This window comes from Corallococcus sp. AB045, from assembly GCF_003668895.1.
Lineage (GTDB): Bacteria > Myxococcota > Myxococcia > Myxococcales > Myxococcaceae > Corallococcus > Corallococcus coralloides.
In genome coordinates this window covers 1-15,686 of sequence record NZ_RAWN01000060.1, presented here as the reverse complement: position 1 = coordinate 15,686, position 15,686 = coordinate 1, and the positions used below count along the sequence as shown (strand labels likewise).

Here is a 15,686-nt window from a genome sequence, read left to right as displayed (position 1 = left end):
CAGCACATGGTTTCTGATTTGCAGCGTCAAAAATCCGCTGGAAATCCGACAGGTTGTCGCAACCCCTGCTCGCCTGGCAGATGTTCAGACGTCGACGCAAAAGCGGGGCCAACTTCACTGCGAGCATCTGGAGACATACGGGGAGAGCGGCTTTTCACGGAGCCTGGAGACGGAACCGGTCTCCCAGGTAGACGGCCCTCGCGCGGGCCGAGCCGGCGATCTGCGCGGGGGTGCCCTCTTCCAGAATCTGCCCCTGTGCGATGATGTAGGCCCGGTCACAGATGCCCAGGGTGTCCTGGACGTTGTGGTCGGTGATGAGGATGCCCAGGCCCCTCTCCCGCAGCAGGTGGATCTGCCGCTGGAGGTCGCCCACGTTGATGGGGTCCACGCCGGCGAAGGGCTCGTCGAAGAGGATGAAGCGGGGGGCGGGGATGAGGCTGCGGGCGATTTCGGCGCGCCGCCGCTCGCCGCCGGAGAGCGTCTCGCCCCAGGACTCGGCGACGTGGGAGAGGCCGAACTCCTCCAGGAGGGTGTCCGCGCGCTGCTTGCGGTCCTGGGCGGTGAGCCCCTTCTGGAGCTCCAGCACGGCCAGGAAGTTCTCGCGCACCGTGAGCTTGCGGAAGACGGAGGCCTCCTGAGGCAGGTAGCCCACGCCGCGGCGCGCTCGGCGGTGCATGGGCAGGTGGGTGAGGTCCTCGTCGCCCACGCGCACCCGGCCCGCGTCCGGCGTCACCAGGCCCACCACCATGTTGAAGCTCGTCGTCTTGCCGGCGCCGTTGGGGCCCAGCAGGCCCACGACTTCACCCGGGGCGACGTTGAAGGACACGTCGCGCACCACCTGGCGCTTGCGGAAGGACTTCTGGAGCCCTTCGGCGAAGAGCTTCGCGTCGCTCATGGCTTCGTGCCCGGGGGCTTGGGCGCGGGGGCCTTCTTGCGGGTGCCGGGGACGGCGGTGGTGGACGGGGAGTCCACGAGGATGCGGGCGTTCTCCACCTCCAGGCGCTCGCTGCCCAGGACGAGGCGCACCTTGGTGCCGGTGAGGTAGGTGTTGCCCTGGCGGGCCTCCGGGGAGCCCGTCACCACCAGCACGCCCGAGGGCACGTCGTAGTCGGCGCGCTCGCCCCGGGCCTGCCGGTCACCGTCCACTGCGCGCACGTTGCCGGCGCACACCACGCGCGTCACCTGGCGGGTGGCGTTGTAGTAGCCGGTCATCTTCTCGCAGCGGATGTCCATGGTCTGGTGCTTCACCACCACGTTGCCGGTGAGCACCGCCTGGTTGCGGTCGCCGGTGACGTGGTCCGCGGCCAGGTCCACCGGGTTGCGCAGGCCGGTGGGCGCCAGCGACGTGCCCGGCGCGGGCGGCGGCGCGGCCGGAGTGCCCGCGTCGGGAGGCTTCGCGGCGGGCGCGGTGGGGGCACCCGGCTTCGGGGCCGAGGCTGCCGGAGTGGCCTGCGCGACGGCCGGTGCGCCAGGAGCGGCGGGCGCGGCGGCCTGGGAGGACGCGGGCTGGGCCAGGAACAGCGCCATCACGAGGAACTCAATCACTCCGTCGCTCCACCCAGCACGGCTTGGACCGTGCCCTCGAAGGTGAACGTCTGGTCCGCGGAGGACAGCGTGAAGCGGTCCGCCCGCATCTGGTAATCCGGGCCCCTCATCGTCACGCCCTCGTCGCCGTGGGCCCGCCGCGCGTCCGAGTCGTAGGTCAGCCGGGGGGTATTGGCCACCAGGCCCTCCGCCGTCTGCACGACGACACCACCCGACCCCACCCACCTCTTGGACGCGAGGCTGCCATCCATATTCGGCGCGGTGATGGTGGTGCCCTCTTGCTGGGAGGCGGGCGAGCCCTTGCCAGGGGGCAGGCGCACGACGACCTCGGTGGCCTGCACCTCGCCCCCCGCGCGCCGGTAGTTGACGCGCGAGGCGGTGCCGGAGACCTGGAGCGTGTCGCCCTCGTAGGAGCGCAGGTGCGCGCCCTCCAGCACCACGTCCGGGCGCGGCTCGTTCGCGGCGCCCGGGGCCGGACGGCGCGGCGCGCAGGCGGTGGCGAGGAGTCCCAGGAAGCTCAAGGCAAGCAGGCGCGGCACGAGGCCCTCCTTATCACCGCGCCGGGGCGGACGGTGCGGCGGCGAGGGCCGGGGGAGCGTCCTCGGGAGGACGCGTCTTCCAGCGCTGATGCATCCACACCCACTGTTCGGGGGCGCGGCGGATGGCCGCCTCGATGCGCTGCGACAGGGCGGCGGTGAGGGCCTGCACGGCCGATTCACGCTCCGTCGCGTCCGGGTGCGGCACCTCTTCCATGGTGAGCCGGTAGCCCTGGCCGTCGCGCTGGCAGAAGCCCACCACCACCGCCGCGCCGGTGCGCAGCGCCAGGTCCGCCGCCGCGCGCGGGGTGGCCGCCAGCTCCCCGAAGAAGGGCACGAAGACGGACTGCACCTTGGTGTCCTGGTCGATGAGGATGCCCAGGATTTCGCCGCTCCGCAGCGCGCGGAGCATGGCCCGGGCCGCGCCCTCCTGGCCGCGCCAGATGCTCCGCACGCCGCCCTTCGCCCGGAAGTCCTCCACCAGCGCGGTGAGGCGCGGGTCACTGGTCTCCTTCGCGATGCTCTGGCTGGGGTAGCCCGCCTTCGCCACGCGCCGGGCGAGCAGCTCCCAGTTGCCCACGTGGCCGGACACGAAGACGACGCCCTTCCCCTTCGCCAGCGCGGCCTCCAGCACCTGGCGGTCCGCGTCCGGCCAGGACACCAGGGATTCCAGCCCGGCCTCCAGCGCCCGCGCGGAGGCGACCTCCAGGGCCGCGGCGGCCAGGTGGCGGAAGGCGTCACGGGCGAGCGCGTCACGTTCCGCCCCGGTCCTCTCCGGGAAGGCGCGGGCCAGCGACTTGAGCGCCTTCCTCCGCTCCCCACCCGCGAGCGCATAGGCCCAGCCGCCCAGGGTCATGCCCAGGGTGCGGGCCGTGTCCAGCGGCAGGAACTGGAGCAGGCGCAACATCCCGGCGATGAGCAGGTAGCGCAGGTAACGCTTGAGGCGCTTTGTTAAAGGGGGACGCTCCACGACGCGTCTCCATATCCCATGCGCGAATACAACTTCGACGGCCTCATTGGTCCGACCCACAATTACGCTGGCCTCTCGCCGGGCAACCTGGCGTCACAGCACCACGGCGGCCAGCCCAGCCACCCCCGGGAGGCGGCGCTCCAGGGGCTGGAGAAGATGCGCTTCGTGTCGGAGCTGGGCGTGGGCCAGGCGGTGCTGCCGCCCCAGCCGCGCCCCTCGCTGCGCACCCTGCGGGCCCTGGGCTTCACGGGCTCCGACGAGGAGGTCATCACCCGCGCCGCGCGCGACGGGGAGCACCTCTTGCGCCTCACCTCCAGCGCCTCCGCCATGTGGACGGCGAACGCGGCCACCGTGGCGCCTTCGGCGGACACCGCGGATGGCCGGGTGCACCTGACGCCCGCGAACCTCACGCAGATGTTCCACCGCGCCATCGAGGCGGACACCACGCACGCGGTGCTGCGCGCCATCTTCGCGGACACGAAGCACTTCCAGGTGCACGCGCCGCTGCCGGGCGCTTCGCACTTCGCGGACGAGGGCGCGGCCAACCACACGCGCCTCTTCACGCCGGGGCACAAGGCTGTGCACGTGCTCGCCTGGGGGCGCAGCGCCTGGCAGGACGTGAAGGGGCCGCAGCGCTTCCCCGCGCGCCAGACGCTGGAGTCCAGCCAGGCCCTGGCGCGGCTGCACCAGCTGGCGCCGGAGCAGGTGGTGCTGCCGCAGCAGCACCCGGACGGCATCGACGCGGGCGCGTTCCACACGGACGTGCTCGCGGTGGGCAACGAGCGCTTCCTCATGCTGCATGCGCTGGCCTTCGTGGAGCACCCGAAGCTCCTCCAGACGCTGCGCGAGAAGCTGGGCGACGCCTTCCGCTTCGAGGTCGCGACGGACGCCGAGCTGCCGGTGAAGGACGCGGTGCGCGCCTACCCGTTCAACTCGCAGGTGCTGTCGCTGCCGGACGGCAGCATGGCCATCATCGCGCCCATCGAGAGCCGCGAGACGCCCACCGCCCACGCCTTCCTGGAGCGCGTCGTCGCCGGGGACAACCCGGTGAAGGCGGTGCACTACCTGGACGTCCGGCAGTCCATGAACAACGGCGGCGGCCCGGCGTGCCTGCGTCAGCGCATCTCGCTCACGAACGCGGAGCGCGCCGCCATCACCGCGGATGTCTTCTACTCGCCGGCCCTGCATGAAGGGCTCGCGGCGTGGGTGCGCAAGCACTACCGCGACGTGCTCAAGCCGGAGGACGTGCGCGACCCGCAGCTCGCGCGCGAGACGATGACCGCGCTCGATGAGCTGACGCGCCTGCTCAAGCTGGGCAGCGTTTACGACTTCCAGCAGTGACGTGAGGTGGCCCGCCCGCCTGCCCTCCGGCGTACCCGACGAGGGCAGGCCGCCATGGCCGCCCCGTTCGGGTGGCAATGGCCGCCCGCGTCGTCCGGACACACCTTGTACGTGAAGGAGGTGATGTCCCCCATGATTCCGAGTGCCATTCAAAGCTATCTGCGGCGCCATCGCGTCCCCTTCGAGCGGTACGCCCACGCCCGGGCCGTGACCGCGATGGAGCTCGTGGACGCCCTCAACGTGCCCGGCTGGCGCGTGGCCAAGTCCGTCATCGTGCTGGCCGACCGGCAGCCCTGGATTGTCGTCGTGCCCGCGATGGCGACCGTGGACCTGCGGCAGGTCCGTCACACGCTGGGCGTCCGCACCGCGCGGCTCGCCGCCGAGTCCGAGTTCGCCGACCACTTCCCCGACTGCGAGACGGGCGCCGAGCCTCCCTTCGGCGAGCTGTATGGCCTGCCCGTCGCGATGGACGAGTCCCTGAGCGTCAACGAGCGGCTGCTGTTCCGCGCCGGTTCGCACGAGGAGGCCCTGGAGATGCGCTTCCAGGACTTCGCGCGCCTGGAGTGGCCGTTGGTCGCGTCCTTCATCCAGCCGCTCTCGCGTGAGGACGAAGAGAAGGCGCCGTCATACGGAGCGCCCGCGGAGGACTCAGGCGCGTCGGCCTGAGGTCCTCAGGGAGGGGGAGCGTCGCTGACCGCCGGTAACCCCGGCGGTTCCAGTTCCTGCCCCTTCGCGTCCTCCAGCAGCGCCTTCTTGTGTGCGTCCTGGAGCGCACGCTCGCGTTCCTCCAGCCGCGCCGCCCAGGCCTCACCCTCCGCGCGCCGCGCATCGGCGAGCGGCATGAGCCGCAGGCCCTCGTGCACCGAGCGCGCCGCCGCGTCGTAGCGCGACAGCAACTCCTGCAACCGGGCCACCGCGAAGTGGCTCTCCGGACCGGGCAGCAGCCCCACGACCGAGCGGCGCTGCTCCAGTGCCTGGGCCAGCAGGCCCTCCTTTTCGAAGCTGTCCGCCTCCAGCGACAGCAGGCGTGCGCGCTGCCGCAGGTCGGTCAGGTACGGCGCCATGGCGGCCAGCGTGTCCCGGGACCTGCGCGTGAGCCCGACCTCCTGCTGCCGCGTGGCCAGCGTGAAGGCCAGCTCCACGTCGTGGGGGAAGCGCTTCACGAGCGCCTCCAGGGACTCGAGTGCCTCCGCGCGCTTTCCCTGCGCACGCCACATGTCCGCGCGCAGCAGGTGCGTGGCCAGTGCGTCCTGGGCGCGCCGCTCCACCTCCGCGCAGGCCGCCTCCGCCGCGGGGAGCTCTCCCTGGGCCAGCCGTCCGCGTGTTTCCTGCATCCACAGCGCGGTGGCTTCGGGCCGGCCCTCGAAGTGTTCACGCGCCCAAGTGAGCCATTCGAGTCCCAGCGCTCTGCGCGAGGGCCCGGCGAGCAGCGCCTCCGCCAGCTCCACCACCTGCCCGGGCGCTTCGGACGTGAGGGTCTTCAGCTCCTCGACCGTGCGGGCACGGGGCATCGCCTCGCTGATCAGCACGCGCGTGTCCCCGGCCTCGTGCGCGAGCCGGTACTCCAGGAAGGCCTGCTCGCGCCGGCCCAGGTGCAGCAGTGCCCGTGCGGCCACGCGGTGCGCGGGCGCATCCAGGGGCCGCAGGTACAGCGTGTGATTGACGAAGCTCAGCGCGTCCTTCGCGCCTTCGGCGCCATTCGACACGGAGGCCATCGCCATCAGCCGGTACAGCAGGTAGTCCGCCGGGTGCACGTCGATGAGCTGGAGCCCCAGCGCTCGCACCTCCGCGCCCGGCGCCCGCGCCGCCACGCGCTCCGCCAGCAGCGCTTCCGCGTCCGCCATCCTCCGTTGTCCCGGCACGAGCGCGACGAGCATCACGACCGTGAGTCCCGCCGCCAGCGCCAGCGCGGGACCGGCGGGCAGTGTGCCCAGCTTCGTGCGGCGCGCGGCCATGCGCTCGGCTTCACGGGGCCGGGCCACCGCGCCCAGCACCACCGCGACCGCCACCGCGCACGCGGGCAACTCCAGGCTGAAGTCAAAGAGGTTGTGCAGCGCCAGCGCGGCCACACCGGACAGCGCCGCCAGCTCCACGGGCCCGTGGTCCTCGCGCCGAACGCGCTTCACGAAGGCCCAGACGCCCAGCCCGAGCAGCAGCAGTCCGGGCACGCCCCACTCCGCCGCCACCTGCAACACCGCGTTCTCCGGGTGCGTGAAGGTGTTGGGGTTGGGCTCGGTCTGGTAGCGCGGGAAGGCGGCCTCGAACGCGCCGCGCCCCATGCCCAGCACCGGGAAGGCGCGGGCCGCGCGAGCCATCATCGGCCAGGGCTCCATCTTGCCGCGGCGCAGGGACTCCACGCCGTCCACGGTGCGCGCCTCCGCCCACAGCTGATCCGCCGCCAGGTACGCGCCCACGGACAGCGTCGCCAGCAGTCCCAGCAGCACCGCCGCGCCCCGTCCCCACGCGGGCCGGGCGGCAGTGCGCGCCTCGCGACGCTGCTTCATCAACCACGCGGCGAGCAGCACCTGACCAAATACGAAGAACACGATGCCCGCGCGAGACAGAGACAGCAGCACGCCCGCGCCGGAGACGAGCGCCGCCATCGCGAAGGGCCACGCGCGCGAACGCGGCTGCTTCGACAGCGCGAGCCCTACCGCCACCGTCGCGCACAGCCCCAGGAAGCCCGCCAGGTGGTTGGGATTTCCGAACGGCGTCACCAGCGGCGGCCGCGCATGCACGTACGCCCGCAGCCCGAACAGCGTCTCCACGCCGAACAGCGCATGCCCCAAGCCCACCGTCGCCACCGCCGCGCCCGTGAACGCCAGGACCGCGAGCAGCCGCTGCCTCGACGCTCGAGCGCGGCACACCTGCACCGCCGCGACGAACGTGAGGAGATAGGCCATGTGCTTCGCCAGCTCACGCCAGGTGGCGGAAGGCTCCAGCGACACCGGCCGCCAGCCCGTGAGCCCCAGCGGAACGAGCACGTCCTCGCGCAGCGCCGCGGCCTCCGGACTCACCCATGCGAGCAGCCCGGGTGGCAGTGGCACGAGTTGCAACGCGCACAGCACCCCGGCGCCCACCAGCGGCGCGGCGAGGAGCGGCACGCGCGGGGTCTCTCCCTGCCTACGGGCCCCCACGAAGGCCAGCACCGCCGCGGCCCCGGACAGCACGCCCAGCGGCCAGGACACCCAGTGCGCCGCGCCGCCAAGCGCCACCGGGCCCAGCACCACCAACGCCGCGAGCGCCACTTCCGCGTAGACGGTGTACCGGGAGACGCGGTGGGAGCCAGGAGCCATGCGCGGCGCGGGAGTATGTCACGCTCTTGGCGAGCCTCCGGAGCTTGTCCCCTCGGCCAGCGGGCGTGACGCCTGGACGCCTCCTCCCCGGGAGCGGCCTTCTTCCGGGGCCTGGGCCCGCGAATGAACGCGCCGCCCGGGACACCGCTTGCATCCGGGGAACCATCTGGCATCTTCCCCCGACCCCATGCGTCGCTTCCTGCTCACCGCCGCCGTCCTCTGCGCTTCCCTCTCCGGACTCACCGCGTGCAAGACCGCATGCCGCGAGTTGTCCGAGAAGCTCTGCGAGTGCGCCCTGAACTCGGTGGAGAAGCAGGCCTGCCAGCAGCGCGCCGCCGACGAGGAAGGCCGCGTGGAGCCCGTCGCCGAGGACGAGGCCGTCTGTGAGGCGAAGCTCGACGGCTGCGACTGCCGCACCATCGAGACCGAAGAGGGCAAGAAGGCCTGCGGCCTCGCTCGCTGAAGTCGCGTTGCCGCGAGGCTCAGGCCTCAGCGACCCGGGAAGCGCCCACGCATCACCCGCTGAACGCCGGCCGCTGAAGGGACGGCGCCCGGCATCTCCCGCGGACTAAGCGCCCGGCACCACGGGAGCCGGAGCAGGTCGCGCGGACGCGCCATCCACCCACGGCTGAAGCCCGCGCCGCACCCGCGTGCGCCACGGCGTCTCCACCCACCGGTGCACCGCCACTGACGCGGGCACCAGCAACACCAGCAGCACCGCCAGGAAGCGCGTGGGCGACGACAGGTCCACAAACCACTCCAACGCGTACACCAGCTCGCTGACAGGGTACTGCAACAGGTATAGCGCGTAGCTGGCTCCGCCCAGGTGCACCAGCCACGGCCTTGCCAGCACCTGCCCCAACACACCGCCACCGCGCGCCAGCCCGTACACCAGCAGCGCCGAAGCGGGCGCCAGCAGCGCGTTGTGCATCAGCGGATACGGAATCCGCGCGCCCTGCGAGAAGCCCGCGACCAGCAGCGCCGCGCCCGCCAGCGCCATCACCGCGCCAGAGCGCCGGGACGCCACCGTCGCCGCCGCGCGCTCCCGCACGAACACGAGCCCCAAGAGCACGCCCAGCAGGAACTCTGGCAGGCGCATCAGCGGGTTGAACTTCACCACCGTCAGCCACATGCCGCCGGACGCCGCATTCAGCGTGCCCGGCCCATCCGGCCGCAGCACCAGGTAGAGCACCGGTGGCAGCAGCCCCAGCAGCCACACGCCCACCAGGGCCGCCGTCATGCGCGCGCCCCGGAAGCGTTCCAGCCGTCCTGCCAGCGCGGGGAACACCGCGTAGAAGAACGCCTCCACCGACACGGACCAGGCCGGCGGGTTCCAGTACAGCGCCAGCTTCGGCACCCACGACTGGAGCAGCATCAGCACGGTGAGCCCCGCCGTGGTCAGCTTCGCCGCCGCCACCGGCACGGAGTTCGCCGCCAGCGAGCCCTGCGCCGTGGGCACCGCCGACAGCAGGAACATCAGGAGGAACACCGGGTAGACGCGCGCCACCCGCGCGCTCCAGAAGGCCCGGGCCGAGGTCTGCATCCCGCCGACCGTGTCCACGTAGTTGTACGCGAGCACGAAGCCGGACAGGAGGAAGAAGACCCCCACGGACGCATAGCCGGAGGCCATCACCTGCACCATCCACTCCGGCGCCACGCCCTTGAGGCACGGGGTGCCGAAGTGGAACAAGACGACGTGCAGGGCCGCCAGGAAGCGCAGCCCTGTCAGTGCATCCAGTGAGCCCCCGGACTGCTGCTTCATCTACTTGCGGCCGATGCCGAAGTAGGTGAAGCCCTGCTCACGCATGCGCGCGGGCTGGAAGATGTTGCGGCCGTCGAAGATCACCGGCGACTTCATCAGCGACTTCATGCGCGCGAAATCCGGGTGGCGGAACTCGTTCCACTCCGTCACCACGAACAGGCCGTCCACGCCCTCCAGCGCGTCGTACGGCAGGTCCGCGTAGCGGATGCGGTCGCCGAAGACGCGCTTGGACGCGTGCGCGGCCACCGGGTCGTGCGCGATCACCGTCGCGCCCTTGCCGATGAGGCCCTCGATGACCTCGATGGACGGCGCCTCGCGCATGTCGTCCGTCTTCGGCTTGAACGCCAAGCCCCAGACGCCGAACTTCTTGCCCTCCAGCGTCCCGTAGTGCTTCACGGCCTTGTTCACGAGCAGCTTCTTCTGCCGCTCGTTGGTGCGCTCCACCGCGCGCAGCAGGTCCAGCTCCAGGCCGTACTCACGCGCCGTCGTGACGAGCGCCTTCACGTCCTTGGGGAAGCAGGAGCCGCCGTAGCCCACGCCCGGGAAGAGGAACGGGTAGCCGATGCGCTTGTCCGCGCCCAGGCCCTTGCGCACGAAGTCCACGTCCGCGCCCACCTTCTCGCAGAGCGCGGCCACGTCATTCATGAACGAGATGCGCGTCGCGAGCATCGCGTTGGCCGCGTACTTCGTCAGCTCCGCGGAGCGCGTGTCCATGAACAGGATGGGGTTCTCCGTGCGCACGAACGGCGCGTACAGCTCCCCCATGAGGGTCCGGGCGCGCTCGGTGTCCGCGCCAATGACGACGCGGTCCGGCTTGAAGAAGTCGTCCAGCGCGGCGCCTTCCTTCAGGAACTCCGGGTTGGAGACGACGTCGAACTCCACGTCCGTCACCTTGGCGATGGCTTCGCGAACCTTGTCCGCGGTGCCCACCGGCACGGTGCTCTTGTCCACCACCACCGTGTACTGCTTCATCGCGCGGCCCACCGCCTGCGCCGCCGCGAGCACGTACTGGAGATCCGCCTCGCCGCTCTCACCTTCAGGGGTGCCCACGGCAATGAACACGGCCTGCGCGTTCTGCACGCCCTCCGCCAGGTTCGTGGTGAACGTGAGGCGCTTCTCCTTCACGTTCTTGCGGATGAGTTCCTCCAGACCCGGCTCATAGATGGGAACCTGTCCATCCTGGAGCATGCGGATCTTCCGCTCGTCGATGTCCACGCACGCGACGTCGTTGCCCGAGTCCGCGAAGCAGGTGCCCGCGACGAGTCCGACGTAACCCGATCCGATAATGGCAATGCGCATTCTTTGAGTGTCCTGGTTTCGACAGGTGGCGTCATGAACTCATACGCCGACCGGAGCACTGAAAGAAAGCCCGGGCACGAAGGACCGCCGAGCGACCAGACAGCCTCATCGCCCCGTGAGGAGACGTCGCAGTCGATCCACACCCCGCAGGGCGGAGGAACGTCCGGGGGTGCTCACCGGACCCACCACGCCCCGGTCCAGAAGCTCACGGGTCGCGCGGCGCAGCGGCGGGAACGCGGCGGTGGCCTGCGCCTCCGCCTCCGGGAACAGACGCGCCACGATGGCCAGCGACGTGTAGAGGGCGCGCTCCAGGCCGAACGCCTCCGCGCGCGACAAGAGCGCCGGGACGTCCATCGGGCGCGAGTACACGCCGCCCATCCAGGTGGCGCCGGTGATGAGCTCGCGCAGGTCCACGAACGACAGCCACGGCACGTCGTACCCGTGGTGGGCCTGGTCCAGCGCAGTGAGCAACAGCGCGTCCTCCAGCTCCGGACGGAAGACGGACTGCCCGTAGACCTTCATGGGTCGGGCGCGCTCGAAGATGCCGGCCAACTGCTCACGTCGGTTCGCGCCCAGCACGTCCGCGTAGAGGTGGATGGGGGTGCGGCCGTCGGACACGACGCGCGCGGCGCCGCTGTTCGTCGTGTCCTCCTCCGGGACGAACTCGTGGTTGGACAGGTAGCCGGCGAAGCCGTCCACGTCCATGCGGCGCACCAGCACCTGGATGTCCAACACGGGCCGGAAGCCCACGTGCGGATAGAGCGCCTCCGCGAAGGCCGCGCCGCCCAGGAGCAAGAGCTTGCGGCCCTCCAGCTGATCCACGATGCGCTTGAAGTGGACCAGCTTCATGACGTTGTCGTTCACGGAGCCGGTGTAGATGGACATCATCCGGTCGCGGGCCCACTCGGGCGCATCGCCGCCGCCCATCCGGTACTCCAGGTTGTACGCCGCGAGCGGCGCCAGTCCCTGCGCGATGGCCCAGTCGACGTACGCCTCCCAGGGCGCGCCCCGGAGCTTTCCGCGCGGGGGCTCGAAGGAGGACAGGACCCGGAAGGTGTCGAGGAGGCTGGGCGCCATGGTGCGGCACCTTTAATGGGCCGGGCCCGCCCGCCGCAATCACCGTCTTCCAGCGGGCGAGCGAACGGGCCGTGGCGCCCCTGGTTCCGCGCCCGTCCCGGGAGGGGTCCGGGCGCCACGCAGCCGCCGCAGCGCGTACCGCACCATGGGCCGGGCCCGGGGCGCCAGGGCCAGCTTCGCGGCGACCCACGCCGGCTTGTTCCGCGCCAGCTCCGCGCCCACCAGCCGGGGGCCGGAGAACAGCCGCGTCGCCAGCGCGCGCTGCCACCGGGGCGGGGCCAGCGCCTTGAGCACCCAGGCGGGCACGGGCGCGTCCAGCAGCCGGTGCGCGGCGTCCCACGCGTACCAGACCAGGTGGGGCAGCTCCGTGCGCCGAGCGCGCGTCACCACCCGGTCCCAGTCGAGCCGGGGGTGCGCCCGCGCCAGCAGCTTCAGGTCGAACAGCCAGGCCAGCCGCTGCAGCAGGTGGTTGCTCGCGTGCAGGGACAGGTACACGGCCTCGTCCTCCGGGCACAGGTAGCGCACGGGGTGGCCGTCCAACGTCGCGTCCACCGCCCGCGCCACCATGGCGTCGCCCTCCAGCGACAGGCCGTAGCCCGTGAGCGCGCGGTAGTGCAGCTCCACCAGCCCGTCCGGACCGGTGAGCTCCACGTGGTGCGCGTCGTCCCGGTCCACGTCGCCGGCCTGGGTGGTGAGCCCCATCCCCTCCAGCGCGTGCACGGCGCACAGCACCCGGGCGCGCGGCACCAGCAGGTCCACGTCGTTCGTCGCGCGCTGGAGCGGCTCCGGGTAGAGCCTGCGCGCCAGCCCGTAGCCCTTGAGCAGCACCGGCGTCACGCCCAGCGCCGTCAGCGCCGTCAGGCTCCGCGACAGGAGCGACCGCACGCGCATGCCCCGCGCCGCGCTCAGCCGGGCCTCGCGGGTGAGCAGCGAGGCGGCGTCCGGGCTCAGCGTCCAGTCCGCCTTCGCGAGCGCGTGCTCGACGAAGCCCGCCAGGCCGTGGCGCACGGCGGCCTTCACCAGCGCGTCACAGTCTCCTTCGTTCGAAGGCCCGGGAGCGTCCGGCACTTCCGGCCACGCATGGAGCAGGGTCAGCAGGGCCGGGGAGGAGGCCATGGACTCACCGCCGGAGCGCGATGATGCGCTGGGGCTCCGCGGCCTCCAGCGCGACCAACTGCCCCACGCGCTCCGCCACCACGTCCGCGACCACCTCCAGCGCCAGTGCCTCGTCCTGGTCGATGGCGGCCCGGCCGTCGCGCCAGACCAGGCGCAGCGCGCCGAGCAGGGCCTCCTCCTCCTTCACGTCCAGACGCACCTCCAGCGCGGACGCGGCGCCGGCGTCCGGGTGCTGGGACTCGAAGACGACGCCCGCGTTCACGTCCTCGTGCGGGCGGCGCAGGCGCAGCTCCAGCGCGGACAGGCTCAGCCCCTCGGACAGCGGACGGACGGCGTTCCACACGTCCTGGAACGAACCGGCCGCGCGCACCGCGGCGGTGACGGAGCGCACCAGCGAACGCAGCTCCAGGTTGCGCTGGCGCGTCTGATGGACGGCGTCCATGTGGCGCATGTCCAGGTAACCCAGCTTGCGCATCAGCACCATGATGACCACGCCGATGCCGCTGAGCAGCAGCGCGCTCTGCAGGCTGTTGGCGAAGCTGAGCCCCAGCGCGGCGAGCATGAACAGCGTGCACAGCGCGTAGAGCACCAGCACGGTGGTGCGGTGGGACAACAGCAGGCGGCTCATCAGCCGGTGGTGGATGTGCTCCTTGTCCGCGCTGAACATGGGTCTGCCCAGCAGCGAGCGGCGCACCATGGCGAGCAGCGTGTCCATGATGGGCAGGCCCAGCGCCATCACCGGCACGAGCAGCGCCACCGCGGTGCCGCTCTTCGACGACGTCTTGATGGACACCGCCGCGAGCACGAAGCCCAGGAACATGCTGCCCGTGTCCCCCATGAAGATGGAGGCCGGGTTGAAGTTGAACACCAGGAACCCGAGGATGGCGCCCGCGAGCGCCACCATCAGCAGGCACAGCAGCACGTCCCCGCGCATCAGCGCGAGCAGGAAGTGGGTGCCCACGCCGAAGAACGCGACGCCGCCCGCCAGCCCATCCAACCCGTCGATGAGGTTGAGCGCGTTGATGACGCCCACCACCCACAGCACCGTCAGCGGCAGGCTCAAGAGCCCCAGCGTCAGCTCCGCGCCGAAGGGGTTGGCCAGCACCTCGATGCGGAAGCCCAGCGCGTACAGGCCCAGCGCGACCGCGAACTGCACGGAGAACTTCAGCTTCGCGCCCGCGCCCTTGAGGTCGTCGTAGAAGCCCAGCCCCGCGATGATGGCGCCGCCCACGAAGAGGCCGACGATGAGCGACGTCTGCGAGACGAACTGGTCCCCCACGCCCGAGTCCACGAGGAACAGCGCGCACAAGGGCGCGAAGAAGCCCCCCACGATGCCAATGCCGCCCAGCCGCGGGATGGGCCGCACGTGCACCTTGCGGCTGGAGTTCACCTGGTCCAACCAGCCCCACGCCAGCGCACGCTCACGCACGCGCCACGTGAGCACCAGCGCCACGAGGAGCGACACGAGGAAGGCGACGAAGAAGGTGACCATGCGAGAGGAGTGTCCACCCGCATCGTGACGGCCACCGGAGCAGCGCGTCAACGTCCTGGCGTCGCAGATGCGTCACGACCCGCTTGCCTCCTTGCTGGTGCGGGCGGTGATGTCGGGCCAGGTGAGTCCTCCAGGCGTCACATCTGCGGGCCCGCGAGCAACGCCGCGCCAATGGCGCCGGACAGGTCCCCCAACTCGGCGATGCGCATCGCGGGCTTGCGCTCCGTGATGAACAGGTGCGGGCGCATGGCGTCCTGGATGTGGCCCATGTACACGGGGCCCAGCCGAGAGCCGAGTCCTCCTCCGATGACGACGGCCTCCAGGTCCAGCAGGTTGACGACGGAGGCGAGGGCCACGCCCAGCATGTCGATGGCCCGCTCGATGAGCCGCGTCGCCAGCGGGTCCTTCTGCTTCAGCGCGCTCTCCCAGACGCTGCTGGACAGGCGCGTGCGCTTCTTGTCGCGCATGATGTCGAAGAGGAGGGTCTTCTCCCCCTTCCTCGCCGCCGAGCGCGCCTTGCGCTCCATGCACGCGCGCCCCGCGTAGGCCTCCAGGCAGCCGCGCCGGCCGCAGCCGCAGCGTGCGCCGTTGGGCTTCACCACCATGTGGCCAATCTCGCCGGCGGAGCCCTGCCCACGCCACGGCACGCCGTTGAGCACCAGGCCTCCGCCCACGCCCGTGCCCCACCACACGCCCAGCACGGAGCGGTGGTCGCGGCCCGCGCCCAGCTTGTACTCGGCCGCGACCGCCACCTGGACGTCGTTGCCCAGCACCACCTTGCCGCCGCCCACGAGGTCGCCCAGGTCCGACGCCAGCGGATAGGGCTCGTCCCAGCCGCCCGCGACGTTGGCCGTGTGTGAGAGCGTGCCGCGGTTCGCGTCCACCGAACCCGGCACGCCCACGCCCACGCCCGCGAGCTTCGCGGGCTCGATGCCCACGGTCCGTGCGGCCTCGCCCAGCGTGCCGTAGAGCTCCTTCACCACCTCGCCCGGGCCGCCCGTCGCGGGGGTCATGTGGCGGGCCCGGCCCAGCACGCCGCCGCGCGCGTCCACGATGACGGCCTCGATCTTCGTGCCGCCCAGGTCGATGCCTCCCCAGACGCGGGCCTTGTCGTTGCGCGCCCCGTTCCCCGCGCGGTGCCCGTTCCTCGCTGACGCGTCGGCCATGTCCTGCCTCCGTGGTTCGCTCGCGGCACAATCTGCGCAGCGCGGGCTCGGACCCGGCCGCCGTACCGGGCACGCCCGTGTCCGCC

Annotated in this window: 14 protein-coding genes; 3 read left to right on the top strand and 11 right to left on the bottom strand. The window is 71.7% G+C overall.

Annotation, left to right across the window (positions count from 1 at the left end; translation table 11 throughout):
• Window positions 1-154: 154 nt before the first annotated feature.
• From lptB to D7Y21_RS16665, 4 genes are read right to left on the bottom strand one after another with little or no spacing between them, the layout of a single operon-like run.
• Window positions 155-895, bottom strand: coding sequence for an LPS export ABC transporter ATP-binding protein (lptB, locus tag D7Y21_RS16680; protein ID WP_120562038.1), 741 nt, complete (start codon window positions 893-895; stop codon window positions 155-157).
• On the bottom strand, window positions 892-1,545 hold the full coding sequence (locus D7Y21_RS16675) for an LptA/OstA family protein (protein WP_121714318.1): 654 nt from the start codon (window positions 1,543-1,545) through the stop codon (window positions 892-894). The genes lptB and D7Y21_RS16675 overlap by 4 nt, the downstream gene beginning before the upstream one ends.
• The gene (lptC, locus tag D7Y21_RS16670) at window positions 1,542-2,084 is read right to left on the bottom strand and encodes an LPS export ABC transporter periplasmic protein LptC (protein ID WP_120562040.1); all 543 of its coding nucleotides are present in this window, start codon (window positions 2,082-2,084) and stop codon (window positions 1,542-1,544) included. The genes D7Y21_RS16675 and lptC overlap by 4 nt, the downstream gene beginning before the upstream one ends.
• Before the next feature lie 13 nt (window positions 2,085-2,097).
• Window positions 2,098-3,051, bottom strand: a complete 954-nt coding sequence (locus tag D7Y21_RS16665) for a lysophospholipid acyltransferase family protein (protein WP_121714317.1) — start codon at window positions 3,049-3,051, stop codon at window positions 2,098-2,100.
• A gap of 18 nt (window positions 3,052-3,069) precedes the next feature.
• Between D7Y21_RS16665 and astB the strand changes: the two genes are divergently transcribed.
• Both astB and D7Y21_RS16655 read left to right on the top strand, forming a co-directional pair.
• Window positions 3,070-4,392 (top strand): N-succinylarginine dihydrolase, encoded by a 1,323-nt coding sequence (gene astB, locus D7Y21_RS16660; RefSeq protein ID WP_121714316.1) that lies wholly within the window; start codon window positions 3,070-3,072, stop codon window positions 4,390-4,392.
• 132 nt (window positions 4,393-4,524) lie between these two features.
• The gene (locus tag D7Y21_RS16655) at window positions 4,525-5,058 is read left to right on the top strand and encodes an aminoacyl-tRNA deacylase (RefSeq protein WP_120562585.1); all 534 of its coding nucleotides are present in this window, start codon (window positions 4,525-4,527) and stop codon (window positions 5,056-5,058) included.
• A gap of 5 nt (window positions 5,059-5,063) precedes the next feature.
• Here D7Y21_RS16655 and D7Y21_RS16650 read toward each other — a convergent pair whose 3' ends face one another.
• A complete protein-coding gene (locus tag D7Y21_RS16650) occupies window positions 5,064-7,688 on the bottom strand; it encodes an O-antigen ligase family protein (RefSeq protein WP_121714315.1) in 2,625 nt (874 codons plus the stop codon).
• A 187-nt stretch (window positions 7,689-7,875) separates the two neighbouring features.
• Here D7Y21_RS16650 and D7Y21_RS16645 point away from each other — a divergent pair, with 187 nt between their 5' ends.
• Complete coding sequence (locus D7Y21_RS16645) at window positions 7,876-8,151, top strand: hypothetical protein (RefSeq protein ID WP_120562044.1); 276 nt, start codon at window positions 7,876-7,878, stop codon at window positions 8,149-8,151.
• 105 nt (window positions 8,152-8,256) lie between these two features.
• On the opposite strand, the gene D7Y21_RS16640 is transcribed toward D7Y21_RS16645, so the two are convergent.
• From D7Y21_RS16640 to D7Y21_RS16615, 6 genes are all read right to left on the bottom strand, one after another.
• Window positions 8,257-9,450, bottom strand: coding sequence for an acyltransferase (locus D7Y21_RS16640; RefSeq protein ID WP_121714314.1), 1,194 nt, complete (start codon window positions 9,448-9,450; stop codon window positions 8,257-8,259).
• Entirely contained in the window at window positions 9,451-10,749 is a 1,299-nt protein-coding gene (locus tag D7Y21_RS16635) for a UDP-glucose/GDP-mannose dehydrogenase family protein (protein ID WP_120576823.1), read from the bottom strand.
• A 105-nt stretch (window positions 10,750-10,854) separates the two neighbouring features.
• Window positions 10,855-11,826, bottom strand: a complete 972-nt coding sequence (locus D7Y21_RS16630; protein ID WP_120562047.1) for a nucleotidyltransferase family protein — start codon at window positions 11,824-11,826, stop codon at window positions 10,855-10,857.
• A gap of 39 nt (window positions 11,827-11,865) precedes the next feature.
• Window positions 11,866-12,942, bottom strand: coding sequence for a nucleotidyltransferase family protein (locus D7Y21_RS16625; protein ID WP_199735427.1), 1,077 nt, complete (start codon window positions 12,940-12,942; stop codon window positions 11,866-11,868).
• Between the two features lie 4 nt (window positions 12,943-12,946).
• Entirely contained in the window at window positions 12,947-14,434 is a 1,488-nt protein-coding gene (locus tag D7Y21_RS16620; protein WP_121714313.1) for an MraY family glycosyltransferase, read from the bottom strand.
• A 137-nt stretch (window positions 14,435-14,571) separates the two neighbouring features.
• Window positions 14,572-15,600, bottom strand: a complete 1,029-nt coding sequence (locus D7Y21_RS16615) for an ROK family protein (RefSeq protein WP_120562049.1) — start codon at window positions 15,598-15,600, stop codon at window positions 14,572-14,574.
• Window positions 15,601-15,686 lie beyond the last annotated feature (86 nt).